Below are 25,899 nucleotides of genomic sequence, written 5' to 3'. Positions count from 1 at the left end.
GGCTTGATCAAGAAGGTAACGGGGGGATCGCCGAGGCCCTGGCGGGTGCGGACGTCTTCGTCGGGCTGTCCAGCGCCACGCTGCCCGAGGAGCTCCTGGCCACGATGGCCCCGGAGTGCATGGTCTTCGCGCTGTCGAACCCCGATCCCGAGGTGCACCCCGACATCGCGGCCCGGCACGCCGCGATCGTCGCGACCGGGCGCAGCGACTTCCCGAACCAGATCAACAACGTGCTGGCCTTCCCCGGGATCTTCCGCGGGGCCCTGGACGCGCACGCCCGCCGCATCACCGACGACATGAAGGTCGCGGCGGCACGGGCGATCGCCGACGTCGTCGCCGACGAGCTGTCCCCGCAGAAGATCGTGCCCGGTCCGTTCGACCCCAGGGTGGCGCCCGCCGTGGCGGCGGCGGTGGCCCGGGCCGCCGGCGACGCCGGTGTGACCGCGGGCTGACGGCCGTCCATAACCCCGGTTACGAAACGTGTGCAATCGGGGTCTGCGCCGAACGGTACGGCGCGCTGTGAGCGGTCGAACACGCACGGTCGGCTCGACCGCCGCCGCTCGCCGAGCGCGCCACACCCTTCACCCTCCGGCGACCACCTGTCACCACCAGTGAGTGACAGGCGTAGCAACGGTATTGGGCCGAACGGTCCCGTCACTCGCTGTGTCGGGTGGCTCGATCGGTCTACCCGGCCGGATCGCCCGGGACGGTGGCTCGTTGTTCCCGACGGAGCTGCCGAACGGAACGGAGGCGGGCGTGTCGGAGCAGGGATCGCGGGCGGGACACCGTCCGGATGGGTCGGCCGGGGAACCGGTCGGCGGACGGGCGGAGCAGGCACCGGGTGCCCGCCGGGACCGGGACGCCGGCCTGGCCGGTGACCTCGCCCGGGCCTTCGCGGGTCCCGGCGGCACCCCGGCGGGCCGGGCCCGGCCGGGGACCGTGGACGAGCCGCACCTCGACCCGGCGGAGGCGCTCGACCTCGCCGCGCCGGACGCGGGGGTCGCCGGTGCCGGCTTCGGCGAGCCGCCGTTCGGCCGGGCCCCCCGCCTGCCCGCCGCGCCGCGACCGTCGGTCCCCGGCCCGGGGCCCGCGGCCCCCGCCGCCGGGATGCCCCGGCCCGGCGCCGCCGACGCCGACCCCGCCGACCACTCCGCGGTGCAGCTCCCGCCCTCGCCCGCCCTGGTCTGCGACGCCGGGGGAGTAGTGGTGCACACCAACGCCGCACTCCGCCGCCTCGCCGGTTCCGCCGACCCGACCGGCATGAAGCTCCCGCAGCTGCTCGTCGGACCGGACTCCGACGCCCGCCTGGTCCGCGCCGACCGCCGCCTGGCCCGGGTCAAGGTCGTCCGCTGGAACCAGCCCGGCGACCGCACCGTCGTGCTGCTCACCCCGTTCCCCGACGCCGCGCCCGCGCCGTCGGACGAGGCTCCCGCGCTCGACCTCGAGCGCGCCACCCGCTCCGGCACCTGGACCTTCGACCTGCAGGCCGGGACGCTGACCCGCAGCGAGGGGCTCGTCGAGCTCTACCGCGCGCTCGGCGTGCGCCCCGACGGCCCGGAGGGCCCCATCGAGGGCGAGCAGGTCGAGCGGGTGTGCCGGATGCTGCGCCGCGGCCCGGACGCCGCGCCGGAGCCCACCACCGCGCACAGCTCCGAGATCCGTCCCGAGGGCGGGGCGGTGCTGTCCTGCCGCACCCGCATCGACCGCACCCCCGGCGGCGCCCCGCTGCGCCTGATCGGGACCGTGCAGGACGTCTCGGACCGGCGCCGGGCCGAGTCCCGCGCCCAGCGTTCCGGGCAGCGCTTCGCCGACCTCGTCGCCACCATCACCACCGGTGTCGCGATGCTCGACGGCCGCGGCCGGATCGTCGACGCCAACCCGGCGCTGTGCCAGCTGCTCGACGCCGACCTGGAGACGCTGCGCGGCGTCCCGGCGCGCAGCCTGTCCGCCGAGCCCCAGTCCGACCGGCGCGGAGGGCTGCCGGACTGGCTGCGCGACCCGTCGCACCCGGAGCCGACCTACCGGATCGAGTCGCTCCCGCTGCTGCGGGCCGATGGCACCCGGATCGACTGCGAGGTCGTGGTCAACGCCGCCCCCTCCGACGGCGGCCGGCCGTTCTGGCTGCTCGTCGTCACCGACGTGGGGGAGCGCCGCCGCGCCGCCGACGTGCTGCGCGAGGCCGACACCGTCGACCCGCTGACGCGCCTGCCCAACCGGGCCGGGCTGCTGGAGCCCGCCGACCGGCTGCTGGCCGGACCGGACGCGGCCCGGGTCGCCGTGGTCTGCGGTGACGTCGACGACTTCGCCAGGGTCAACACGGGGCTCGGCCACGACGCGGGCGACACCCTGCTCGTCGAGCTGGCCGGGCGGCTGCAGCGCGAGCTGCCCCACCACTGCACGGCCGGGCGGCTCTCGGCCGACGAGTTCGCGGTCGTCTGCGCCGACGTCGACGAGGTCGGCGGTCCGCAGGCACTCGCCGTCGTCGTCGCCGAGCTGCTGCGCGGCGACGTCACCGTGGCCGGCAGGCCGATCACACTGACCGCGTCGGTCGGTGTCGCCGGGCGGGACGCCGCGCTGGCCGGTCCGCAGCCCGGCGACCGGGGCCCGCGTGGTGACGACCTGCTGCGCTCGGCCGAGGTCGCGGTGCGCGAGGCCAAGCAGCGTGGACGCGGCACGGTCGCCGTCGCCGACCGCGGTGCCGTCGTCCCGGCGCGGCGTCAGCTGGAGCTCGAGGCCGAGCTGCGGGCCGCGATCGAGGGCGACGCGCTGCGCCTGGAGTACCAGCCCGTCGTCGCGCCGGACGGCACCGTGCTGTCGGCCGAGGCGCTGCTGCGCTGGTCGCACCCCGTGCACGGCGAGGTGTCGCCCGGTGAGTTCCTGCCGGTCGCCCAGCGGGGCGGCCTGCAGCGCGACCTGGACCTGTGGGTGCTGCGCACCGCCACCACCGAGGCCGCGACCTGGCCCCGCAACGGGCAGGCGGTCGCGGTCGCGGTGAACCTGGCCGGGCTGCTGCCGGCCGACCCGTCGTTCCTGGCCGACGTCACCGCCATCGTCGAGGGCGCCGGACTGCCCTGGGACCAGCTGGTCCTGGAGCTCGTCGAGACCAGTCTGGTGGCGCTGCCGCGCCCCGCGCTGGACGCGATGAGCGAGCTGGTGCGCCGCGGCGTCCGCTTCGCCGTGGACGACTTCGGCACCGGCTACTCGTCGCTGGCCCGGCTCAAGGAGCTCCCGGCCCAGACCGTGAAGGTCGACCGCGCGTTCGTGACCGGCGTCGGCACCGACCCGGCCGACTTCGCGCTGGCCCGGGCCGTCGTCGAGGTCGCCCGCGCGATGGGCCGCGCGACCGTCGCCGAGGGCGTCGAGACCGCCGAGCAGTTCCACGTGCTGCGCGGGCTCGGGGTCAACGCGTTCCAGGGCTGGCTGTTCGCCCGGTCGCTGCGCCCCGACGACCTGCACCGCGTGCTGCGCGGCGGCGGTCTGCCCACCCCGGCGACGAGCGCCACCCCGCCGGGCGGGACCCCTGGCGTCTGGTGAGGATCACCGGTCCCGCCGTTCCAGGACGTACAGCACGGCGGTGAACACGGCCGCTCCGAGCAGGCCCAGCAGGCCGACCCCCACCAGCAGCAGCCCACCGTCGGACAACAGCGCCACGACGGGCCCGCGGCCGGTGCCGGCCCCGTACCGGCGGGCGGCGAACGACAGCACCAGCGCACCGACGCCGACGAGGAGCAGCCGGAACCAGGGGCGGAGCCGGCGCCGCAGGGCACCGTCGGACCGGGCGTCGGGCACGGCGTCCCCCTCCTCGTCGGTGCCCCAGGATGGCCCCCGGGGCCCGGGAGCCCTCCCGGGCGCTCAGCGGACGAACGCGCTCTGCCCCGTGATCGCCTTCCCGACGATCAGGGTGTTCATCTCCCGGGTGCCCTCGAAGGAGAACATCGCCTCGGCGTCGGCGAAGTACTTGGCGATCCGGTTCTCCAGCACGACGCCGTTGCCGCCGACGAGCTGGCGCCCGAGCGCGACGGTCTCGCGCATCCGGGTCGCGCAGAACTCCTTCACCAGCGACGAGTGCGCGTCCGAGCCCCGGCCCTCGTCGAGCAGCTGGGCGTTGCGGACCGCCATCCCCAGCGAGGCGCTCACGTTGCCGAGCATCCGCACCAGCAGGTCCTGCATCAGCTGGAACCCGCCGATCGGGCGGCCGAACTGCTCGCGCTGCGCGGCGTAGGACAGCGCCAGCTCGTAGGCCGCCATCTGCACCCCGACCGCGCCCCAGGCGGCGTTGGCCCGGGTGCGCTGCAGGACCAGGCCGGCGTCGCGGAAGGTGCCCGAGCCGCCGCTGAGCCGGTGCGACTCCGGCACCCGCACCCGGTCGAGCAGGATGTCGGCGTTCTGCACGATCCGCAGCGACTGCTTGCCCTCGATCTTCGTGATCGTCATGCCCTCCGACGGCGACGGCACCACGAAGCCGCGCACCGCGCCGCCGGCGTCCGGGTCGGTGTCCCGCGCCCACACGATGATCAGGTCGGCGAAGGTGGCGTTGCCGATCCAGCGCTTCTCGCCGTCGAGCACCCACTCCGCGTCGGGCCCGGACCCGTCCCGGGTGGCGGTGGTCTCCATCCCGCCTGCCACGTCGGACCCGCCGTGCGGCTCGGTCAGCCCGAACGCGCCGATGGAGTCCATCCGGGCCATCGCGGGCAGCCAGCGCTCCCGCTGCTCGGGTGTGCCGCCGGCGTGGATCGAGCCCATCGCCAGGCCCGTGTGGACTCCGTAGAAGCTGTTGACCGACGGGTCGACCCGCGAGATCTCCGCGTGCAGGAACCCCAGGAACAGCCGCGACGCCGGCGGGTCGGCATAGCCCGCCCCCGCCAGGTCCAGACCCGCGAAGCCCTTCACCAGCTGCATCGGGAACTCGGCGCGGTCCCAGGCCTCCAGCACGACGGGTGCGACCTCGGCGCGCAGGAACTCCCGCACCCGGCGCAGGTCGGCGCGCTCGGCGTCGGTGAGCAGGTCGGCGTAGTGGAACCAGTCCGCGACGTGCGGGTGGTCCGGGTCGAGGTCCAGCTCGGGACGCGGCAGACGCGTGGGCTCCTTCGGCATGGCACCACTGTTGCGCCGCGGCGCACCGGCCGCACGGCAGAACGGACCGGCCCCGGAGCGCCTATCCGAGCGCGCGCAGCAGCGCGGCACCGGATCCGGGGTCCCCGACCGGGCTGAGCACCACGTGGTCGGCGCCCGCGGCCCGGTGCTCGGCCACCCGCGCGGCGACGTCGTCGCGGTCGCCCCGGGCCGAGACCGCGTCGAGCAGCCGGTCGGCGCGGGCGTCGATCTCGGCGTCGGTGAACCCCAGCCCCCGGACGGTGGCGCGATAGCCGGGCACGTCGAGGAGGAACCCGGCCAGCTCGCGCAGCCCGGTCCGGTCGGTGCCGAGCACGGTCGGCAGCATCACCGCGAGCAGCCGGTCCCGACCGAGCGCCGCCCGCGCCCGGGCGGTGTGCTCCGGGGTGACCAGCAGCGTCACCGCCCCGGCGCAGCGGGTACGGGCGAGGTCGAGCTTGCGTGGTCCGAGCGCGGCCAGCAGCCGCTGCGACGCGGGCAGCCCGAGCGCGTCGAGCTCGTCGAGGTGGCGGTGCAGCGCGTCCAGCGCCCGCGGCTGCTGCGCCGCGCCGAGCCCGGTCAGGTAGCGACCGGGGTGACGGCGCGCGGCGTCGGCGTGCACCGCGGCGACGGCCTGCGCCGGGAAGACCCCGGTCGGCACGATCCCCGGGACCACCACCGCGTCCCGGGTGCCGTCGAGCAACGTGGTCAGCCGGTCGAGCCGGTCGATCGCGCCGCCGGCGAGCCACAGGGTGCGGGCACCGGCGTCGGTGAGGGCCACGGCGTCGGCGGGAGCGGGTCCGGTGGCGACGCCGAGCGGGCCCAGGGCAGTGGTCGGGGTCATGCCCGCAGCCTGGGTGCTGAACCGGACTGCAGGTCAAGCGGGACGGGGTCGTGAGGACCCGGTGTCGAGCGCTCGCCCGTCGCGCACGACCGGGTTAGTGTGCTGCGACCAAGCGGGGAGCAGGGGTCCCGCGCGACGGCAGGGGGAACCGCCGATGATCGAGTTCCGGGGCGTCACGAAGCGCTTCCCGGACGGGACGGTCGCGGTCGACGAGCTCGACCTCGTCGCCGAGCAGGGGCGGATCACGGTCTTCGTGGGTCCGTCCGGCTGCGGCAAGACGACCTCCCTCCGCATGATCAACAGGATGATCGAGCCGACCGGCGGCGAGCTCCGCGTCGACGGGCGCGACGTGCTGTCCGCCGACCCGGCCGAGCTGCGCCGGGGCATCGGCTACGTCATCCAGCAGGCCGGTCTGTTCCCGCACCGCACGATCGTCGACAACATCGCGACCGTGCCGATGCTCGTCGGGAGCAGCAAGAAGGCCGCGCGGGACCGGGCGATGGAGCTGATGGAGATCGTCGGCCTCGACACCTCGATGGCCAAGCGGTACCCGGCGCAGCTGTCCGGCGGCCAGCAGCAGCGCGTCGGCGTGGCCCGCGCGCTCGCCGCCGACCCGCCCGTCCTGCTCATGGACGAGCCGTTCTCCGCGGTCGACCCGATCGTGCGGGAGAGCCTGCAGGAGGAGCTGCTGCGGCTGCAGTCCGAGCTCGGCAAGACCATCGTGTTCGTCACCCACGACATCGACGAGGCCATCAAGCTCGGCGACAAGGTCGCGGTGTTCCGGGTCGGCGGCACGCTCGCCCAGTACGACGAGCCGGGTGTGCTGCTCTCCCGCCCGGTCGACGGCTTCGTCGACAACTTCGTCGGACGCGACCGCGGCTACCGCGGCCTGGGCTTCCTGTCCTCGGACACCATCCCGCTGGGGTCGCTGCCGATGCTCTCGGTCGGCGACCCGCTGCCCGACGACGGCTGGGCGGTCGTCGTCGACGGCTCCGCCCGCCCGCTGGGCTGGGTCGAGGCAGGCGAGGGCCGGGTCACCGAGGAGGCCGTCGTCCCGGGCGGGTCGCTCTACGCGGTGGAGTCGGGCTCGCTGCGCGGCGCGCTGGACGCGGCGCTGTCCTCGCCGTCCGGGCAGGGTGTCGCCGTCGACGCCGAGGGCCGGGTCGCCGGCTCGGTCACCGCCGACTCGGTGCTCGAGGCACTGCCCGCCGCCCGCGACTCGCACAACGCCGCCTGAGGCCGCCGTGACCTGGGTGCTCGCCAACCTCGACTCCGTGCTCGACGCGCTCGCCGAGCACGTCGTGTACGCCCTGATCCCGGTGCTGCTCGGGCTGGTGTTCGCGATCCCGCTGGGGTGGGTCGCCAACCGCAACGGCACCCTGCGCACCGTCATGACCAACGCCGCCGGGCTGCTCTACACCGTCCCGTCGCTGGCGCTGTTCGTGTTCATGCCGCCGCTGCTCGGCACCCAGATCCTCGACCCGGTGAACGTCGTGGTCGCGCTGACGGTCTACACCGTCGCGCTGCTCGTGCGCACCGTGTCCGACGCGCTGTCCGCGGTGCCCGGCAACGTCGTCGACGCCGCGAACGCGATGGGGTACACCCCGCTGCGCCGGTTCGTGGGCGTCGAGCTGCCGCTGGCCGTGCCGGTCATCGTCGCCGGACTGCGGGTGGCCGCGGTGTCCACGATCAGCCTGGTCACGGTGGGTGCGGTGATCGGCTTCGGCGGACTGGGCCTGCTGTTCACCGAGGGCTTCAACCGCAGCAACGACGCCCAGATCGTCGCGGGGATCGTGCTGGTGCTGCTGCTGGCGCTCGTCGTCGACTCGGCCCTGCTGCTCGCCGGCAAGCTGCTCACCCCCTGGCAGCGGGCCCGTACCGGGAAGGCGGGGGCATGACGTACTTCGGCTGGCTGTTCGACGGCGCGAACTGGGCGGGGCCGACCGGCATCCTCGCCCGGCTCGCCGAGCACCTCGGCTACACCGCACTGACCCTGCTGGTCGCGGTGGTGATCGCGGTGCCGCTGGGCGCCTGGATCGGCCACACCGGCCGCGGCGGGTTCGTCGTCGTCGGGCTCGCCAACGGGCTGCGTGCGCTGCCCACCCCCGGCCTGCTCGTGCTGCTGGCGACGCTGACCGGGCTGTCGCTGGTCGGCCCGATCATCACCCTGATCGTGCTGGCGGTGCCCGCGGTGCTGGCCGGCACCTACGCGGGCATCCGCAACGTCGACCCGGCCGTCGTCGACGCCGCCACCGGGATGGGCATGCGCGGGCCCGAGGTGCTGTGGAAGGTCGAGCTCCCCAACGCGCTGCCGCTGATCATCGGCGGGCTGCGCAGCGCGACCCTGCAGGTCATCGCCACCGCCACGATCGCCGCCTACGTCTCCCTCGGCGGGCTCGGCCGGTTCATCATCGACGGTCTCGGCCAGCGCGACTTCGGCATGATGATCGGCGGATCGATCCTGGTCGCGGTGCTCGCGATCCTCGCCGACCTGATCCTGGGCGGGCTGCAGAAGCTGATCGTGTCGCCCGGCCTGCAGGCCGCCGGCCGGTCCGCACCGCGCCGGCTGCGCGCGGTGCCCACCCGTACCGAACCCGTCCGCGAAGCGGCCTGACCCACCCCGCACGTCCCCGGGAGGACACCCACCATGAGACGCACCCGTCTGCTGACCGCCGTCGCCGCGACGGTGACCGCCGCGTTCGCGCTGACCGCCTGCGGCGGGGGTTCCGACCCCCTCGCCGGGGGCGGGCAGTCCGGCTCGGGCGACCAGGACACCGTCGTCGTCGGCGCCGCGAACTTCACCGAGAGCCAGATCCTGTCCTCGGTGTTCGCCCAGGCGCTGCAGGCCAAGGGCGTCACCGTCGAGACCCGGCCGCCGATCGGGTCCCGCGAGGCCTACGTGCCCGCCCTCAAGGACGGCTCGATCGACCTCATCCCGGACTACAGCGGCACGTTGCTGCAGTACCTGGACAAGAACGCCGCGCAGACCGAGCCGGACGAGGTCTACACCGCGCTGCAGTCCACGCTGAACACCGCCGCCCCGACGCTGACCGTCCTGGACCGGGCCGAGGCCGAGGACAAGGACGCCGTCGTCGTCACCCGGGAGACCGCGCAGCGGCTGAACGCGACCTCCATCGCCGACCTCGCGCCGCGCTGCGGCGAGCTCGTGTTCGGCGGACCGCCGGAGTTCCAGACCCGGCCCGACGGCATCCCGGGCCTGCAGAAGACCTACAACTGCTCGTTCCAGTCCTACCGCTCGCTCGACGCCGGCGGTCCGCTGACCGTCGCCGCCCTGAAGAACGGCGACGTCCAGGCCGCGGACCTGTTCACCACCGATGCGGCGATCCCGGAGAACGACTTCGTGGTCCTCACCGACCCGGACAACAACTTCGCCGCGCAGAACGTCGTCCCGCTGATCAACAAGGAGAAGGCGACCCCGCAGGTCTCCGAGGTCCTCAACGCGGTGTCGGCGAAGCTGACCACCCAGGAGCTGCTGGGGCTGAACGAGGCCGCGGCCGCGCCGGACAAGCCGTCGGTCGAGACCGTGGCGAAGAACTGGCTGACCGCGCAGGGCCTGCTCTGATGGTCGGCGAGGTCGCGTCCCTGCACCGCTACCCGGTGAAGTCGATGCTGGGCGAGGACCTCGCCGACCTGGTGCTCGACGCCCACGGCGTCGTCGGCGACCGGGCGCTCGCCCTCACCGACCCGGACACCGGCCGGGTCGCGACGGCCAAGCAGCCCCGGCACTGGCGCCGGCTGCTGACGTGTGCCTCCGCCGGCGTCGGCGACGACGTGCGGGTCACCCTGCCCGACGGCCGCACCCTCGACGCCGGGCAGGCCGCGGCGCCGCTGGCCGAGCTGCTGGGCAGACCCGTGGTCGTCGCGCAGCAGCGGGCCGACGGCGCCGTCGTCGAGCGGCCGGACCCGGAGGACGTGCTGGAGCACGGCCTGGACGCCGAGGTCGACGCGCCGATCCTGGAGATCGCCCAGGGCGCACCCGGCGGACGGTTCGTCGACCACTCGCCGGTGCACCTGATCACCACCGCCACACTGGACGCCCTCGGTGTCGAGGCGCTGCGCTACCGGCCCAACGTCGTGGTCGCGACACCGCCGGGCACCGAGCCGTTCGTGGAGAACACCTGGCTCGGCAGGCGGCTCACCCTGGGCGAGGTCGTGCTCGTCCCGACCCTGCCGACCCCGCGCTGCTCGGTGCCGACGCTGGAGCACGGGGACCTGCCCCGGGCCCCGCACGCCCTGCGCGGTCCGGCCGACCGCAACCGGGTCGAGGTCGAGGGCTTCGGCGTCCTGCCCTGCGCGGGCCTGTACGCCCGGGTCGAGCGCACCGGCACCCTGCGCGTCGGCGACCCGCTCGACGTGACCTGACCCCCGGCTGCGCACGAACGGGCCCCTCGTACGAAAGGTTCGTACGAGGGGCCCGTTCGTGCGAGGAGAAGGGGAGGAGGAGGCGTGGGGCGGGCCTCCGGGCGCGGGTCAGGTCAGGCGCGAGTACACGTCGGTGACCAGCAGGACCGCGAACAGCACCGAGGAGATCCCCAGGATCGCGTTGGACAGCCACCGCGAGCGTGCCTCGGGGGCGACCATCCGGGTGTTGAGCAGCAGGAGCAGCGTGACCGCCAGGAACGGCATGAAGAACGATCCCAGGACGCCGTAGACCAGGGTCAGCGCGAATGGCCGCCCGATCAGCAGCAGCGCCATCGGGGGGAACGTCAGCCACAGCAGGTAGCCGCGGAAGGGCAGCGATCGCTCGGCGCGTGCCGCCTCGTAGGCGCCGGGCCGCCCGGGCCCGTCGCCGCGCTCGTCCCCGGGTGCGGGGTCCGCGGCCGTGCCACCGGCGCTCCCGCCCTCGACGGCGGTGCGCTCCTCCCCGGCGACGACGGCGTTCTCGACGTCCGGCCCGATCGCGGCCTTCGCGCCGTGCGGCAGCCGGATCGCCCGCACCCAGTCGGTGAACAGCAGCGAGACGCCGTTCCACACGCCCAGCAACGAGGTGAAGGTGACCGACAGGAAGCCGACGAGGAACAGGATCCGCACCGGATCGCCGTAGAGGGCGCCGAGCCGGTCGGCGAGGGTGAGCAGCCCGCTGTCGGACTCGGTGAGGTTCTCCCCGAGCAGGATCGTGGACCCGACGACGAGCATCGAGATCACGAAGATGCCGGTCATGATGTAGCCGGTGGCGTTGTCCAGCCGCATCATCGACAGCCATCTCGGGCCCTTCCAGCCCTTCGCGAACAGCCAGTAGCCGTAGGCGGCCATCGTGATCGTGCCGCCGACGCCGCCGATGAGGCCCAGCACGTAGACCGTGGATCCCTCGGGCAGCCGGGGGACGAGCCCGTTCGCGAGCGCGGGCAGGTCCGGTCCGACCAGGATCGCGACGAACACCACCGTCGCGAACTTGATCAGTACGAGCACGGTCATGAACTTCTCGAAGGCGTGGTAGCGCTGCACCCAGACCAGTACCAGCCCGACGACGCCGGCGATCGCCGCCCACCCGCCGACCGGCAGCCCGCCGAACAGCGCGTTGAGGGGCAGCCCCACCGCCGACATCGCGGTGGCGCCGTAGACGAAGCCCCACACCACGATGTAGACGCCGAAGAAGCCGGTGGCCCAGTAGCCCAGCCGTCGCCAGCCGTCGAGCATGGTGGCGCCGGACCCCAGGTGCCACCGGCCGACGGCCTCCCCGAGCGCGAGCTTGACCAGGGTGCCGACGACGGCGGCCCACAGCAGCACGGTCCCGAACGACGCGCCGGCCACCATCGTCGCGACGAGGTCGCCGGCGCCGACCCCGGTCGCCGCGGCCAGCAGGCCCGGCCCGATGGAGCGGATCTTCCGCGCGCCGGTGGGAGGTTCGAGGAAGTCCGTCTGCGGACCGGGGGAGGCCATCGTCACAGTCTCCGATCACGGCGTCGTGGGGGGATCGCGGGGGTGCGCCGAGCACGCTAGGCGAGCAGCGCGGCGCATTCCAGCGCGGAAGGGTCACGAACGGACGTATCGGACCCCGACGGCGGCGACGGACCGCGGTGGAGGGGGTACCCGCCGTTGCAGCCGGTGTCCCCCCGGCGCACCATGAACGGGTACCGGGACCGGCCGATAGATTGGCCGCGGCGTCGGCCGGTCACGGTCGCCGCACGCGCACGCACGGAGGGTGGGCATGGCGAACATCGACGAGATCCGGGCCGGGATCGGGCGGGCCAACCAGCAGGCCACCGAGAGCCTCGGCGCGCTGCGGCACGCCCGGCAGGCCATCGAGGAGGCCGGCGCCGCGTTCTCCCAGAACATCTACGGCACCGCCCAGAACGACGCCGACGACGCCCGGGCCCGCTTCGCCGCCGCGTCGGAGAAGATCGACGAGGTCGAGCAGGCGCTGCACATCGCCATGCAGTCCGCCGACGACGTCGCCTCGCGGCTCTGACCGCGCCCGCCCGCCCCTGATGGCCCGTCGTCCGAACCGCCGCGAGCGGATCCGGTCCGCGTTCGACGAGTTCCACCGGGCGGCGTCGCGCGCGCTCGGTGCGGCCGAGGGCCGCCGGGACCGGGCCGCCGCGCGGCACGCCGAGGTCATGGCGGAGCTGTGGCTGCGCGAGACCGGGCACGACGCCGCGCGGCGCGATCCGGGGCTGACCCGGGTGCTCGACAACCCGCGGCTCTCCGGGGTGCTCGCCCGGGTCGCCGAGGACCGGGCGCACGTGTTCGACCGGTGGCAGGGCGACTCGCCGCAGACGCTGTCGGAGATCGTCGCCGACGCCACCCCCGGCGCGGCCGGGGACGACCCGGCCGACTGGAAGCCGGTCCCCGGCGCGGTGGAACCGACCGGTCCGGTCCCGGAGATGTGGGTGCTCGGCACCGGCTCGGTGGAGGGCGGCGCCCCGTTCCGGGTCGCGGTCCCGCTGCTCGACGGTGCGCACCTGCAGGTTGTGTCGACGCCACGCTCCCGTGACCGGGCCGAGGCGATGGTCGAGCAGCTGGTCCTGCGCACCGTGCGGCACTTCCGGCCCGGTGTGGTGAACGTGCACGTCTGGGACGTCGGCCAGCTCGCCGGGGCGCTGCCCGGCCTGTACCCGCTGACCCGGACCGGGCTGCTGACCGTGCACGACCCGACCCGGCTGGGACGGCTGCTGGAACAGCTGTCCGACCGGATCCGCCGGGTGCAGACCCGGGTCCTCGCCGAGGGGGCGACCTCGCTGCGCGAGCTCGCCGACCGCACGGGGGAGCGGCCCGAGGCGTGGCTGGTGGCGGTGCTCGTCGGGAACGGTCGCGAGCTGCCCGAGGCCGAGCTGAGGCAGCTGCAGCGGGTCGCGCGGGGCGGGGTCGCGGCCGGGGTGCAGCTGGTGCTGCTCGACGTGCCGGCCGCGCTGCCGCGCCCGGTGGAGACCGTCGACTTCGGGGACCCACCGGGCGTCGACCCCACCGACGACCGGCTGCCGGTCCCGGTGCGCACCTCGGTCACCGGGCCGCACGTGCTCGTCGAACCGGACCCGCCGGTGCCCGCCGACGACGTCACCGCGGTGTGCGAGGCGATCGCCGCCGGGCACGAGCAGTGGCGTGGGCGGCTGGGCGCGTTCAAGGACATGCTGCCCCGCCGGCGGGGTGAGGGCCGCTCGCACGACGGTCTGAAGGTCGTGGTCGGGCACGAGGACGGCATCCCCGCCGAGCTGAGCCTCGACGACCACTCCCCGCACGCGCTCGTCGGCGGCCCCAGCGGATCGGGCAAGACGAACCTGCTGCTGGCCTGGATCGCCGGTCTCGCCGCGCACTACGGCCCCGACGAGGTCGAGCTGTACCTGCTCGACTTCAAGGAGGGGGTGTCGTTCACCCCGTTCGCCCCCGACCCCGACGGGCACCGCGCCGACCGGCTGCCGCAGGCCCGGCTGATCGGCGTCAACATCAACACCGACCGGGAGTTCGGGCTCGCGCTGCTGCGCCACCTGTCCGAGGTCATGCGCAGCCGCGCCGAGGCCGCCCGCCGGCACGGCGCGACCAAGCTGGCCGAGCTCCGGGTGGAGCGTCCGGACCTGCGGCTGCCACGGATCGTCGCGGTCATCGACGAGTTCCAGTTCCTGTTCACCGGCCGCGACGCGGTGAGCGCCGAGGCGACCGCGCTGCTGGAGGACGTCGCCCGACGCGGCCGGTCCCAGGGCGTGCACCTCGTGCTGGCCAGCCAGGACGTCTCCGGCATCGACGCGCTGTGGGGCCGTTCGGCGATCTTCGAGCAGTTCGTGCTGCGGGTCGCGCTGCCCCGCGCGCGGCGGATCCTGGCCCAGGACAACGAGGCGGCACTGGCGCTCCCGCGCTGGCACGCGGTCGTCAACCACGACTCGGGGGTCGCGCACGGCAACCACGTGGTCCGGCTGCCCGAGGCGGGTGGCCCGGTGGTCCGTGACGTCCAGGTGACGGCGTTCGCGGACTTCCCGGACACCCCGGAGCCGGTCGTCTTCGACGGTGCCCGTGCCCCCTCCCACGACGTGCTGGCCGCCCGGCTGCCCGCCGACGGCGTGCCCCGCGCGCTGGTCGGGCAGTTCGTCGACGTCCACGGCAGCCCGGCGGCCGCCGAGCTGTCCGACGCGCCGGGGCGCAACCTCGGGGTGATCGGACCCGACGCCCGCGTCGCGGTCCCGCTGCTGTGCTCGGCCGTCCGGTCGGTGGCCGCGTCGCTGCCCGACCAGGCCGGGGCGCAGGTCGTGCTCGTGCCACTGGCCCCGGACGCGGCGGCCGCCGCCGGCGCGCTGGCTCCCGACCTGCCCGGCACGGTGGAGAAGGTCTCCGCCGACGGGTTCGCCGCCCGCGTGGCCGAGCTGGCGGCGACCGTCCGCGCCCGGGCCGCGACGGGCGGTGGGGGGCATGCGCCGTTGCTGGTCGTGGTGTTCGGCGCCGACGCCGCGGAGTCGATGCTGGACCGCACCGGGACCGAGGACCTGCGGGCACTGCTGCGTCACGGGCCGGGCGTCGGGGTGCACGTGCTGGGCTGGTGGCAGGGCGCGCAGCGGCTCAAGACGCTGCTGGCGCCGCCGGGGGCCGCGATCGACGACCTGGGCGTCTGGGTGGCGACGGGTGTGCAGGGCACCGACCTGGTGGCGCTGCTGGGTGGGCAGCCGCTGGACTGGACGCCGACGCCGGGGCGGGCGCTGTTCCTCGACCGTGCCCGGCACGGCCGTCCGCAGCTGGTCATCCTGACCGACGCCGGAGGCGGGTCGTGAACCCCGTCGCCGCCGGCCGCGGTGCGGGTACTGCCGGGTGGGTCGTGAGTGCCGTGGAACGGTACCGCGCGGTCGTGTCCGAGCTCGCCGGCGCCGTCGTCGACCTGCGGGAACGCGACGCCCGTCGGGCCGAGGAGCTGCGCCGCGAGCTGCGCGGCACCGAGCGGGAGCTGCGCGACGCCGCGGACCGGCTCACCCTGGCCCGCGGCATGTTCGAGCTGCGCTGGGAGGCGGCGTTGCAGCTGATGTGGTCGGCCGAGGAGCCGGGGCGTCCCCGGCCGCGACCCGACCTGCGCGCCGACCCCGACGAGCACGCCGCGCTGGAGGAGGCCGCCGACGAGGCCCTGCGCGAGCTGCGCTCCTCGGGCGACCGGCGGCTGTTCCGCCTGCGCCGCGACGACGACTGACCCCGCCCCGTACGCGTCCCACGCCCGCGCCGCACGGGCCGGACACGCCGAGATGCAGCCCGGGCCGGCCACGCGGGTGACGGGCAACCCTGAGCTGCATCTCGACGGTGGGGCCGGGGGTCCGGGGCCGGTGGTCGCCGTCCGCCCCTCCCCGGCGTACCGCGTGCGCGGCACCGGATCGTGGGCGGGCGGTCAGCCCAGCGAGACGACGCCCAGCAGCAGCGCCACTCCCAGCATGACCAGCGAGCAGACCGCGGCCCGCCAGATGACCCTGCGGTGGTGGTCGGCCAGGTTGACCTTCGCCAGCGAGACGAGCAGCAGCAGCGCCGGGACCAGCGGGCTGGTCATGTGCACCGGCTGGCCGATGATCGAGGCGCGGGCCATCTCCACCGGGGCGATGCCGTAGTGGCCCGCGGCCTCGGTCAGGATCGGGAGGATGCCGAAGTAGAACGCGTCGTTGGTGAGGAAGAACGTCAGCGGCATGCTCAGCACACCGGTGATCACCGCGAACCAGGAGCCGACCGACGGCGGCACGGCGGAGACGATGCCGTTCGCCATCGCCGTCACCATGCCGGTGCCCGACAGCACCCCGACCAGGACCGCGGCGGCGAACACCATGGAGACGACGCCGACGATCGAGGTGGCGTGCGAGGTCACCGCCCTGAGCTGGTCCTCGGGCTTCGGGAAGTTCACGACCAGGGCGACCGCGGCGGCCGCGACGAACACCAGCGACAGCGGCAGGACGTCCATGCCCAGCAGCACCAGCAGGGCGACGGTGAGCCCGAGGTTGAACCAGATCAGCTTCGGCCGCAGGGTCGGGCGGTTCGGGTCCAGCGTGCCCCCGAGGTCGTCGGCGGCGTCGGAGGCGCCCCCGGCGGAGCCCGACGCCGGGCGGTCGGCACCGTGTGTGCCGTCGGAGCCGGTGCCCCCGCCGACCAGGGCGGGTTCGCGCACCGCCACCATCTCGTCGGCGACGACCGACAGGGTGCGGCCGGAGGCGAGCAGGCGCTTGCGCTCGGAACGGCCGAGCTGCCAGGCCAGCAGCAGCACCGTGGCGATGCCGGCGGCCATGCCCGGGACCATCGGGTTGAACAGCTCCGAGGGCGACACGTTCAGGACCGTCGCGGCGCGGATCGTCGGGCCGCCCCAGGGCAGGATGTTGAGCACGCCGTTCGCGAGGTTGGCGACGACGGTCAGCACCACCGGGCTGAGCCCGAGCCGCAGGTAGATCGGCAGCAGCGCGGACACCGTGATGATGAAGGTCGTCGAGCCGTCGCCGTCGAGGGAGACGACACCGGCGAGCACCGCGGTCAGCACGACCAGGCGGACCGGGTCGTTGTTCACCGTGCGGAGCACGAAACGGATCAGCGGGTCGAACAGGCCGACGTCGATCATCGTGCCGAAGAAGATGATCGCGAAGAACAGCAGCACGGCCGTCGGCGCGAAGTCGGAGAACGCCGAGGAGATGGAGTCGACGACGCCGTCCTCACCCGGTTCGGACAGTCCGGTGCCGGTCACCACCAGGGCGAAGGTCAGCGGGACGAGCACCAGCGCCAGGGTCGGCGCGAGCCGCTTCGACAGGATCAGGTACATGAAGACCGCGATCATCGCGGACCCGAGAACGATGAGCATCGGTGCTCCTCCTCGACGGATGTGTCGAGGAGCGACGCTAGGTCCGGACCGGTGCCCCGGTCCCGCTTGCGGACACAGCCCTCGTAGTGGTCGCTGCGTGCCCTGTGGTCGTTGTGGTCACGGCGTCACTCGTCGTCGGCGTCGTCCCGGGCGAGGAAGCTCGACAGCCGCTCGACGGCCGTCTCGAACTGGGGGTTCGCGTCGACGAAGGCGCGGAGCCGGTCGGCCAGCCACTCGACGCTGACCTGCTCCTCGCCGCGCCGGTCGACGAGCTCCTCGATGCCGCGGTCGGTGAAGTACATGCCGGCGAGGATACGGCGGGCACTGCTTGACCCGGACGCGACGGCATCGTTTCCGATGGGGCTCCCACCGCCTCGTGAGGAGACGCCCATGTCCACCGCGCCGCCCGCAGCGACCGTCGCGCCCACCCCGGTGCGCGACCGTGCGCTCGCCCCCGACCTCGCCCGGGGTGCGATGCTGCTGCTGATCGCACTGGCCCACGCCCCCTGGTTCGCCTACACCTCGGAGCTGGGGGCCACGCTGCTGCACGCCGCGGCCGGCGGGCCCGCCGACCGGACCGCCCAGATCGTGACCATCACCGCCGTCGACGGCCGGGCCTGGACGCTGTTCGGGTTCCTGTTCGCCTACGGCATCGGGCAGCTCTACGCCCGCCGCATCGCCGGCGGCGGCACCCGTGCGCAGGCGCGTCGGCTGCTGCGCACCCGGCACTGGTGGATGCTCGCGTTCGGCCTGCTGCACGCGGCACTGCTGTGGCAGGGCGACATCCTCGGCACCTACGGTGTCCTCGGCCTGGTGCTGGTGCCGCTGTTCCTGCACCGCAGCGACCGCACCCTGCGGATCGGGGCCGGTGTGCTGGTCGGTCTGGCCGTGGTCGTCCCCGCGGTGACCGGCGTGCTCGCGCAGTTCACCGGCGCCGGCACGCCCACGGCCGTCGCGCAGCAGGTGGCCCTGTCCACGCCGGGCTGGCTCGCCACCCTGCCGACGCGGCTCGCACTGTGGGTCGCGGCGCTCCCCGGAGCGTTCCTGACACTGGTGATGCCCGCCGCGGTGCTGCTCGGGATGCTCGCCGCGCGGCACCGTGTCCTGGAGGAGCCGGGCCGGTACCTGCCCCTGCTCCGCCGCACCGCCGTCGTGGGCATCGCCGTCGGCTGGTCGGCGGGGCTCGCCCAGGCGCTCGTGCACGTCGGCGTCGTCGTCCTGCCGGACCCGGGCGCGTTCGCCGGTCTGCACATCGCCACCGGGATCTTCGCGGCCCTCGGCTACGTCGCGGTGTTCGGCCTCGTCGCGCACCGGCTCGGTACCCGTCCGGTGCCGCCGCTGCCGGTCCGGGCCCTGGTCGCGCTCGGCCGCCGGTCGCTGAGCGGCTACCTGGCGCAGTCGCTGCTGTTCGTGCCGCTGCTCGCCGCCTGGGGCCTCGGGCTGGGCGCGCACCTCTCGAGCTGGTCGGCGTCACTGGTCGCGGTCGGGGTGTGGCTGCTCACCGTCGTCGTCGCGTACCGGCTCGACCTGGCCGGTGTCCGGGGGCCCGCCGAGACCCTGCTGCGGCGGCTGGCCTACCGCTCGGCCGTCCGCCGGTGAGGTCATTTCCGCGGTGGCGGCACGGGTAGGGCGCGTCTCCTAACCCGGCTGGTCGGGCCTGCGCGATGATCAGTAGGTGTCGCGCCGTGCCGTCCTGACCGATGCCCAGTGGGACCGACTCGAGCCGTTACTGCCCTCGTCGGACGGGATGCCAGGGCGCCCGTTCGCCGATCACCGCAGAGTGATCGAGGGGATCATCTACCGGTTCCGCTGCGGGCGGGCCTGGCGTGATGTCCCGGTCGAGTTCGGGCTGTGGCAGACCCTATGGAAACGCCACCGCCGCTACTGCGGTGACGGCACCTGGGACCAGGTTCTCGCAGCTCTGCTCGCCGATGCCGACTCCGCCGGTCTCGTGGACTGGGCCGTGTCGGTCGACTCGACGATCATCCGCGCTCACCAACACGCCGCGACCCTGCAGCGGGACACAGGGGGCCGGATCGAACTACAAGAATCTGCTGATCGAGCCGCCCGATCACGCGTTGGGCCGCTCCCGCGGAGGGCTCGGCACGGAGATCCACCAGCTCGTTGACGGACACGGCCGCCCGCTGGTCGTACTGGTCGGCCCTGGACAGGCCGGTGACGCCCCGATGTTCGCGCACCTGATGTCACATCTGAGCGTCGGACGGGTCGGTCCGGGCCGACCGCGGACCCGACCCGAGCGGGTCCGCGCAGATAAGGCCTACTCCTCACGCGCCATCCGCGCCCACCTGCGCAGACGACGGATCGTCGCGGTCATCCCGGAGCCGGCTGACCAGCAGGGACACCGGAAACGACGCGGCACACGCGGCGGCCGACCACCGGCGTTCGACCGGGTCGACTACCGCGGCCGCAACGTCGTCGAACGCGGGTTCTGCGAGGTCAAGCAGTGGCGCGGCCTCGCGACCCGCTACGACAAACTCGCCCTGACCTACCGCGGCGGAGTTGCACTGAAGGCCATCGTCACCTGGTTGCGCACTTTAGGAGACACGCCCTAGCCGCGCCGTCACCGCCCGCCGGCGGTGGCACCGCGAACAGAGGATCTCCATGGCACGCACGAACACCCTCGTCCGCACGCTGCACGACGCGGGCCTCGCCGCCTGGTTCGGTGGCGCGTTGATGGGAGCGGTCGGGGTGAACGGGGCCGCCGACGACGTCCGGGAGCCGACCGAGCGGCTGCGCGTCGCGAACGCCGGCTGGGCCCCGGTGAACGCGGTCGCGATCGGGGCCCACCTCATCGGCGGGGCCGGGCTGCTGCGCGCGAACGCCGACCGGGTGCGCAACGAGCCCGGGGTGAAGCCGGTCGTCGCGCTGAAGTCGGTGGTCACCGGGGCCGCGCTGGCCACCACGGCCTACGCGGGGGTGCTCGGCAGGCGGACCGCGGCCGGCGTGGGGCACCCGGCGCGGGGCGGGGTGACGCCGGCGCCGGAGACCCCGGCCGCCACGGCCGAGGCGCAGCGCCGGCTGAGGATCGTGCAGTGGGTCGTCCCGGCCCTGACCGGCGTTCTGGTCGTGCTGGCCGCCCAGCAGGGCGAGCAGCAGCGGCCGGTCGGGCAGGTCGGGGCCTGGGTGCACCGCCTGGCGGGCTGACACGCTGCGCTGCGCGGCGGCCGGGCACCGGGAGGGGGGCCCGGCCGCCGTGCGTCCGCGCGGTTCCGCCCGGCCCGCGGGTGTCGCGCCGGGCGGGCGCACTAGCGTCCGGTGCGGCCGCACCCGTGGCCCCCGCCCCCGACGCCCCGGAGTACCGATGCCCCGCACCGAGCCCCTCGCCCGCACCCTGCACGACGTCGGTCTGGCCGCGTGGTTCGGCGGGTCGCTGATGGGCGTCACCGGACTGAACGGCGCGCTCGACGCCGTCGGGGACCCCGCCGAGCGCGAGCGGCTCGCCGGAGCAGGCTGGGGCCGGTGGGACCGGGTCGGCAGCGCCGCGACGGCCACCCACCTGCTGGGCGGCGCGGGCCTGCTGGCGCGGGACGTGGCCCGTGCCCGGCGTGAGCCCGCCGCCGCCACCGCCGCGGTCTCCCGCGCCGCGCTCACCGGCGCCGCGCTCGCCGCGACCGCCTACGCGGGTGTCCTGGGCCGGCGTGCCGGTGCGTCGGCCCCCGCCGGGGAGGCTCCGGCGGCGCCGGACCCGGCCCTGGCGCGCCGGATCCGGGCCGTCGAGTGGGCGGTGCCCGCACTGACCGGCGCGGCCGTCGTGCTCGGCGCGGTGCGCGGCCGCTGACCCCCCGACGACGACGGCCGGGCGGGGAGTCCCCGCCCGGCCGTCGTCGTGGTCGGTCCGTTACCCGGCGAACGCCTTGTCGATCAGCTCCGCCTGTTCGACCTCGTGCACCTTCGACGAGCCGGCGGCCGGGGCGGCCATCCGCCGCCGCGACACCCGGGTGAAGCTGCCCTGCAGCTGCGGGAGCTTCTGCGGCAGCTCGAGGCCGTAGTACGGCCACGAACCCTGGTTGGCCGGCTCCTCCTGAACCCAGCGGACGTCACCGGCGGCCTCGGGGTAGCGCTCGAGGACGGCGGCGATCTCCTCGACCGGCATCGGGTAGAGCCGCTCGACGCGCACCAGCGCGGCCTCGTCCACGCCGGTGTCGCCGTTCTTGCGGCGCTTGTCGCGGGCCGCGGCCAGCTCCCAGTAGATCTTGCCGGAGCAGAACAGCACCCGCTTCACGCCGGACACGCGCTCGCCCTTGCCGGCGTGCTCCGGGTCGTCGATGACCGGGCGGAACCGGCCCTCGGTGAAGTCCGACAGCGGGCTGACGACCTGCTTGGCGCGCAGCATCCACTTCGGCGTGAACACCACCAGCGGCCTGCGCACCCCGTCGAGGGTGTGCTGGCGGAGCAGGTGGAAGTAGTTGGCCGGGTCCGAGGGCAGCGCGACGGTCATCGAGCCCTCGGCGCACAGCTGCAGGAAGCGCTCGATGCGCCCGGAGCTGTGGTCGGGGCCCTGCCCCTCGAGGCCGTGCGGCAGCAGCAGCGCGACGTCGGAGAGCTGCCCCCACTTGGCCTCACCGGAGGAGATGAACTCGTCGATGATCGACTGGGCGCCGTTGACGAAGTCGCCGAACTGGCCCTCCCAGAGGACGAGCGCGTCCGGGTTGGCGACCGAGTAGCCGTACTCGAAGCCGACCGCGGCGAACTCCGACAGCGCCGAGTCGTAGGGCAGGAACCGGCCCTGCCCCTCGGCCAGGTTGCGCAGCGGGAAGTACTCGGCGCCGGTGTGCCGGTCGATCAGGACCGAGTGCCGCTGCACGAAGGTGCCGCGACGCGAGTCCTGCCCGGACAGCCGGACCAGCCAGCCGTCCATCGCCAGCGACCCCAGGGCGAGCAGCTCGGCGAACGCCCAGTCCACGTCGCCCTCGCGCGACATCTTCTCGCGCTTGCGCAGCACGGGCTCGACCCGCTTGTGCACGGCGAACCCCTCGGGGAGGTGGGCGTGCACGTCGCCGATCCGATGGACGACCTCGAGCGGGACCGAGGTGTCGAGGTCGGACGGGACCAGCTGCTCGGACTCGATCGACGGCGAGATCACCGGCGGGGTCTTCTCGAGCTCGCGCACCTCGTTGAAGACGTGCTCGAGCTGGTTGGAGAAGTCCTTGAGCGCCTGCTCGGCCTCCTCCATGGTGATGTCACCACGGCCGATCAGCGACTCGGTGTAGATCTTCCGGACGCTGCGCTTGGCGTCGATGATGTCGTACATCGACGGCTGGGTCATCGAGGGGTCGTCGCCCTCGTTGTGGCCCCGGCGCCGGTAGCAGATCATGTCGATCACGACGTCGTTGTTCCAGCGCTGGCGGTACTCCACGGCCAGCTTGGCGACCCAGACGCAGGCCTCCGGGTCGTCGCCGTTCACGTGGAAGACCGGCGCGCCGATCATCTTCGCGACGTCGGTGCAGTACTGCGAGGAGCGCGAGTGCTCCGGCGCGGTGGTGAACCCGACCTGGTTGTTGACGACGACGTGCACGGTGCCGCCGGTGCGGTACCCGCGCAGCAGCGCGAGGTTCAGCGTCTCGGCGACGACACCCTGGCCGGCGAACGCCGCGTCGCCGTGCATGAGCACCGGCAGCACGGTGAAGCCGCCGTCGCCCTTGTCGAGCAGGTCCTGCTTGGCGCGGACGATGCCCTCCAGCACCGGGTCCACGGCCTCCAGGTGCGACGGGTTCGCGGTCAGCGAGACGGCGGTCTCGCCGTCGCCGAACATCCGGAAGTACTTGCCCTCGGCGCCGAGGTGGTACTTCACGTCGCCGGAGCCGTGCGCCTGGCCCGGGTCGAGGTTGCCCTCGAACTCGCGGAAGATCTGGCTGATCGGCTTGCCGACGATGTTGGCCAGCACGTTGAGCCGGCCACGGTGCGGCATGCCGATGACGACCTCGTCGAGCTCGCGCTCGGCGGCCTTGTCCAGCACGGCGTCGAGCAGCGGGATGACGGTCTCGCCGCCCTCCAGCGAGAACCGCTTCTGCCCGACGTACTTGGTCTGCAGGAAGGTCTCGAACGCCTCGGCCGCGTTCAGCCGGGACAGGATGTACTTCTGCTCCGAGGAGTCCGGCTTGACGTGCGAGACCTCGATGCGCTCCTCGAGCCACTTGCGCTGCTCGGGGTCGGCGATGTGCATGTACTCGGTGCCGATGGTGCGGCAGTAGGAGTTGCGCAGCAGGCCGAGCACGTCGCGCAGCTTCATGTGGCTCTGCCCGCCGAACCCGCCGACCGCGAAGTCGCGGTCGAGGTCCCACAGGGTCAGGCCGTGGCTGAGCACGTCGAGGTCCGGGTGCCGGCGCTGGCGGTAGTTCAGCGGGTCCGTGTCGGCCATCAGATGGCCACGGGTCCGGTAGGACTCGATCAGCTCCAGCACGCGGGCGGTCTTGTCGACCTCGCCCTCGGGGAAGTCCTGCACCCAGCGGACCGGCTCGTACGGCACCCGCAGCGAGGCGAAGACGTCGTCGTAGAAGCCGTCCTCGCCCAGCAGCAGCTGGTGGATCCGCCGCAGGAAGTCGCCGGACTCGGCGCCCTGGATGATCCGGTGGTCGTAGGTCGAGGTCAGCGTGATGATCTTGGAGATGCCGAGCTCGACGAGGCGCTCCTCGGAGGCGCCCTGGAAGGCGGCCGGGTACTTCATCGCGCCGACGCCGACGATCGCGCCCTGGCCCACGGTCAGCCGCGGCACCGAGTGGTTGGTGCCCAGCGTGCCCGGGTTGGTGAGGCTGATCGTGGTGCCGGAGAAGTCCTCGGCGGTCAGCTTGCCCTCGCGCGCCTTGCGGACCATGCCCTCGTAGGACTGCCAGAACTGGGCGAACGACAGGTTCTCGCAGCCCTTGATCGACACGACGATCAGCGTGCGGCTGCCGTCCTTGCCCGCCATGTCCATGGCCAGGCCCAGGTTCACGTGCTCCGGCGTCGCGACCGAGGCCTTGCCGTCGGTCTCGGCGAAGTGCCGGTTCATGTTCGGGAAGTTGGCCAGGGCCCGCACCAGCGCGTAGCCGATCAGGTGCGTGAACGACAGCTTCCCGCCGCGGGTCCGCTTGAGGTGGTTGTTGATGACGATGCGGTTGTCGGCCAGCAGCTTGGCCGGGACCGCACGGACGCTGGTCGCGGTCGGCAGCGTGAGCGACGACGTCATGTTCTTGGCGATGGCGTTCGCGGCACCGCGCAGCGGGGTGGTGGTCGCGCCACCCCCGTCCTGCGCCGGCTTCGCGGCCTTGGAGCCGCTGCCCGCGGCGGGCTTGGCCGGCGTCCCGTTCGACGACGCCGCCGGGGCCGGTGCGCTCGCGGTGCGCAGACGCTCCTCGGCGGGCGGCGGCTCGGCCTTCGGGGTGACCGGCGGCGGCACGTCGCGCGAGGTGGCGGTGCCCTTGCCCCCGGCCTTCCCGCCGTTCGTCACGGCCTTCTGGGCCGGGGCGTCGCCGGAGCCGGCCGCGCCGGTCTCCGTGCCGCTCCCGCTGCCGCGGTCGTCCTCGGTGCCGGCGCCGCGGGTGACCCCACCCGAGGACGCTGCCGGTGCGGACCCGTTGCCGGAGGCGGTGTCGCCGGACTCCTCGGGCTCGACGGACGAGGAGGTCTGCTCACCGTCCTTGCCGTAGTCGGCGAAGAACTCGTGCCAGGCCGGGTCCACGGCCGACGGGTCCTCCTGGAAGCGCTGGTACATCTCCTCGACGAGCCACTCGTTCGGGCCGAAGTCACTCGCCGGATGGGAGGTACTGCTCGATGACACTCTGCGTCAACCGCCTTGATAGCTGCTCGATTTGTCGCGACCGGCTACCAGGTTAGTCCCCCCGACGCGAGACGGGGCAGTGTGCCGGGTCCCACTTCGTGATCGTTTCGTGATCGATCGCTCGCGGACGGCGAGCGGCACGATTCAGAAGCCGGGCGGGGAGCCGAGGACGTCGACCACCGCGGTCTGCGTCGTCGTCTCGGCGACGACCGTCCCGACCGGCGGCCCGACCCGGGCCGGACGGCGGACGGTGTCGCGCTCGCCGGCGTACTGCCCGTCGACGGGGGAGATCATCAGCTCGGTGCGGACCGGCCCGTCGTCGTGGACCAGGGTGGGGTGCCGTTCGCCGTCGAGGTTGTCGGTCTCGCCGAGGGAGACGGCGGGCATCCGCCGCAGCGCGGCGTACAGGACCGCCCGCAGCTCGGCGGGCACCCGGCAGGTGCGCAGCGCGTCGACGGCGCTGGGGAACGGTCCGGTGTAGCCGCGGCCGGGCGGGCTGTCGGCGATCAGGCGGTCCAGCATCGCCGCCGGGTCACGGGGCAGGCCCGCGAGGAACGCCTCGGTCGGATTGGCCCACGACCCGACCTTCGCGGCGGGCGGGTGGCCGTGGAGCGCGGCGTAGAAGTCACCGTGCGGGGCGCGGAAGCGGCCGGTGGGCCACTGGTCGGCGATGTCGAAGCCCTCGTCGATCGCGGCCGCGCCGTCGCCGGACAGCCAGTGCACGCGGCCGGTCAGCTCACGGTCGAGCAGCCAGTCCTGGGCCGGGTCGAGCGGGGTCCACTGCTGGAGCAGGTGCTCGCTGTAGTGGACGCAGAGCTCGTCGCGGGCGAAGCAGGTGCCCATCCACCAGGCGTGCGTGGCCGTGTGCCGGTACTGACCGGGGGAGATCGGCTCGTCGGAGGTCCGGATGGCGAGCTCCAGCAAGTCGGGCTCCTC

General features: G+C 74.0%; 20 protein-coding genes and 2 pseudogenes. 14 read left to right on the top strand and 8 right to left on the bottom strand.

The genetic code is table 11. The features are described 5' to 3' along the window. Positions 1–20 precede the first annotated feature (20 nt). Positions 21–452: pseudogene (locus tag KPF47_RS29115) on the top strand (malic enzyme-like NAD(P)-binding protein); the annotation flags it as partial. A gap of 304 nt (positions 453–756) precedes the next feature. Beyond that, on the top strand, positions 757–3,534 hold the full coding sequence (locus tag KPF47_RS29110; protein WP_224392017.1) for an EAL domain-containing protein: 2,778 nt from the start codon (positions 757–759) through the stop codon (positions 3,532–3,534). Between the two features lie 3 nt (positions 3,535–3,537). Here KPF47_RS29110 and KPF47_RS29105 read toward each other — a convergent pair whose 3' ends face one another. The 3 genes from KPF47_RS29105 to KPF47_RS29095 form a co-directional block, all read right to left on the bottom strand. Next, on the bottom strand, positions 3,538–3,789 hold the full coding sequence (locus KPF47_RS29105) for a hypothetical protein (protein ID WP_224392016.1): 252 nt from the start codon (positions 3,787–3,789) through the stop codon (positions 3,538–3,540). 63 nt (positions 3,790–3,852) lie between these two features. Next, positions 3,853–5,094 carry an acyl-CoA dehydrogenase family protein gene (locus KPF47_RS29100; RefSeq protein WP_224392015.1) on the bottom strand — a complete coding sequence of 414 codons (1,242 nt, stop codon included), beginning with the start codon at positions 5,092–5,094 and terminating at the stop codon, positions 3,853–3,855. 61 nt (positions 5,095–5,155) lie between these two features. Continuing rightward, positions 5,156–5,935 (bottom strand): LLM class F420-dependent oxidoreductase, encoded by a 780-nt coding sequence (locus KPF47_RS29095; RefSeq protein WP_224392014.1) that lies wholly within the window; start codon positions 5,933–5,935, stop codon positions 5,156–5,158. A 154-nt stretch (positions 5,936–6,089) separates the two neighbouring features. Between KPF47_RS29095 and KPF47_RS29090 the strand changes: the two genes are divergently transcribed. From KPF47_RS29090 to KPF47_RS29070, 5 genes are read left to right on the top strand one after another with little or no spacing between them, the layout of a single operon-like run. Beyond that, positions 6,090–7,172: an ABC transporter ATP-binding protein gene (locus tag KPF47_RS29090; protein WP_224392013.1), complete on the top strand. Its 1,083-nt coding sequence runs from the start codon at positions 6,090–6,092 to the stop codon at positions 7,170–7,172. 7 nt (positions 7,173–7,179) lie between these two features. Continuing rightward, on the top strand, positions 7,180–7,833 hold the full coding sequence (locus KPF47_RS29085; RefSeq protein ID WP_224392012.1) for an ABC transporter permease: 654 nt from the start codon (positions 7,180–7,182) through the stop codon (positions 7,831–7,833). Further along, complete coding sequence (locus tag KPF47_RS29080) at positions 7,830–8,549, top strand: ABC transporter permease (RefSeq protein WP_224392011.1); 720 nt, start codon at positions 7,830–7,832, stop codon at positions 8,547–8,549. The genes KPF47_RS29085 and KPF47_RS29080 overlap by 4 nt, the downstream gene beginning before the upstream one ends. 33 nt (positions 8,550–8,582) lie before the next feature. After that, positions 8,583–9,518: an ABC transporter substrate-binding protein gene (locus KPF47_RS29075; protein WP_224392010.1), complete on the top strand. Its 936-nt coding sequence runs from the start codon at positions 8,583–8,585 to the stop codon at positions 9,516–9,518. Next, entirely contained in the window at positions 9,518–10,318 is an 801-nt protein-coding gene (locus KPF47_RS29070) for an MOSC domain-containing protein (protein WP_224392009.1), read from the top strand. The genes KPF47_RS29075 and KPF47_RS29070 overlap by 1 nt, the downstream gene beginning before the upstream one ends. 108 nt (positions 10,319–10,426) lie before the next feature. Here the strand turns inward: KPF47_RS29070 and KPF47_RS29065 are convergent, their stop codons facing one another. Continuing rightward, positions 10,427–11,836, bottom strand: coding sequence for an Nramp family divalent metal transporter (locus KPF47_RS29065; RefSeq protein WP_224392008.1), 1,410 nt, complete (start codon positions 11,834–11,836; stop codon positions 10,427–10,429). A 268-nt stretch (positions 11,837–12,104) separates the two neighbouring features. Here KPF47_RS29065 and KPF47_RS29060 point away from each other — a divergent pair, with 268 nt between their 5' ends. The 3 genes from KPF47_RS29060 to KPF47_RS29050 are packed head-to-tail and all read left to right on the top strand — an operon-like array spanning position 12,105 to position 15,554. Next, the gene (locus tag KPF47_RS29060) at positions 12,105–12,365 is read left to right on the top strand and encodes a hypothetical protein (RefSeq protein ID WP_020623160.1); all 261 of its coding nucleotides are present in this window, start codon (positions 12,105–12,107) and stop codon (positions 12,363–12,365) included. 19 nt (positions 12,366–12,384) lie between these two features. Next, on the top strand, positions 12,385–15,147 hold the full coding sequence (locus KPF47_RS29055) for an FtsK/SpoIIIE domain-containing protein (RefSeq protein ID WP_224392007.1): 2,763 nt from the start codon (positions 12,385–12,387) through the stop codon (positions 15,145–15,147). 53 nt (positions 15,148–15,200) lie between these two features. Beyond that, positions 15,201–15,554, top strand: a complete 354-nt coding sequence (locus KPF47_RS29050) for a hypothetical protein (protein WP_224392006.1) — start codon at positions 15,201–15,203, stop codon at positions 15,552–15,554. Positions 15,555–15,746: 192 nt separating this feature from the next. On the opposite strand, the gene KPF47_RS29045 is transcribed toward KPF47_RS29050, so the two are convergent. Next, on the bottom strand, positions 15,747–17,186 hold the full coding sequence (locus KPF47_RS29045) for a CitMHS family transporter (protein ID WP_224392005.1): 1,440 nt from the start codon (positions 17,184–17,186) through the stop codon (positions 15,747–15,749). Positions 17,187–17,311: 125 nt separating this feature from the next. After that, positions 17,312–17,488 carry a DUF6104 family protein gene (locus KPF47_RS29040; RefSeq protein ID WP_224392004.1) on the bottom strand — a complete coding sequence of 59 codons (177 nt, stop codon included), beginning with the start codon at positions 17,486–17,488 and terminating at the stop codon, positions 17,312–17,314. Between the two features lie 88 nt (positions 17,489–17,576). Here KPF47_RS29040 and KPF47_RS29035 point away from each other — a divergent pair, with 88 nt between their 5' ends. The 4 genes and pseudogenes from KPF47_RS29035 (at position 17,577) to KPF47_RS29020 (ending at position 20,985) form a co-directional block, all read left to right on the top strand. Continuing rightward, entirely contained in the window at positions 17,577–18,785 is a 1,209-nt protein-coding gene (locus tag KPF47_RS29035) for a DUF418 domain-containing protein (protein ID WP_224392003.1), read from the top strand. Positions 18,786–18,861: 76 nt separating this feature from the next. Further along, a pseudogene (locus tag KPF47_RS29030) lies at positions 18,862–19,759 on the top strand (IS5 family transposase). A gap of 49 nt (positions 19,760–19,808) precedes the next feature. Further along, positions 19,809–20,351 carry a hypothetical protein gene (locus tag KPF47_RS29025; protein WP_224392002.1) on the top strand — a complete coding sequence of 181 codons (543 nt, stop codon included), beginning with the start codon at positions 19,809–19,811 and terminating at the stop codon, positions 20,349–20,351. A 157-nt stretch (positions 20,352–20,508) separates the two neighbouring features. Beyond that, the gene (locus KPF47_RS29020) at positions 20,509–20,985 is read left to right on the top strand and encodes a hypothetical protein (protein ID WP_224392001.1); all 477 of its coding nucleotides are present in this window, start codon (positions 20,509–20,511) and stop codon (positions 20,983–20,985) included. 60 nt (positions 20,986–21,045) lie between these two features. On the opposite strand, the gene KPF47_RS29015 is transcribed toward KPF47_RS29020, so the two are convergent. Then, complete coding sequence (locus KPF47_RS29015; protein WP_374108913.1) at positions 21,046–24,897, bottom strand: multifunctional oxoglutarate decarboxylase/oxoglutarate dehydrogenase thiamine pyrophosphate-binding subunit/dihydrolipoyllysine-residue succinyltransferase subunit; 3,852 nt, start codon at positions 24,895–24,897, stop codon at positions 21,046–21,048. A 210-nt stretch (positions 24,898–25,107) separates the two neighbouring features. Continuing rightward, on the bottom strand, positions 25,108–25,887 hold the full coding sequence (locus KPF47_RS29010) for a hypothetical protein (protein ID WP_224391999.1): 780 nt from the start codon (positions 25,885–25,887) through the stop codon (positions 25,108–25,110). Positions 25,888–25,899: the final 12 nt, after the last annotated feature.

Source organism: Pseudonocardia sp. ICBG1293 (assembly GCF_020131355.1).
Classification (GTDB): domain Bacteria; phylum Actinomycetota; class Actinomycetes; order Mycobacteriales; family Pseudonocardiaceae; genus Pseudonocardia.
This window is presented reverse-complemented; position numbering and strand designations above follow the sequence as displayed.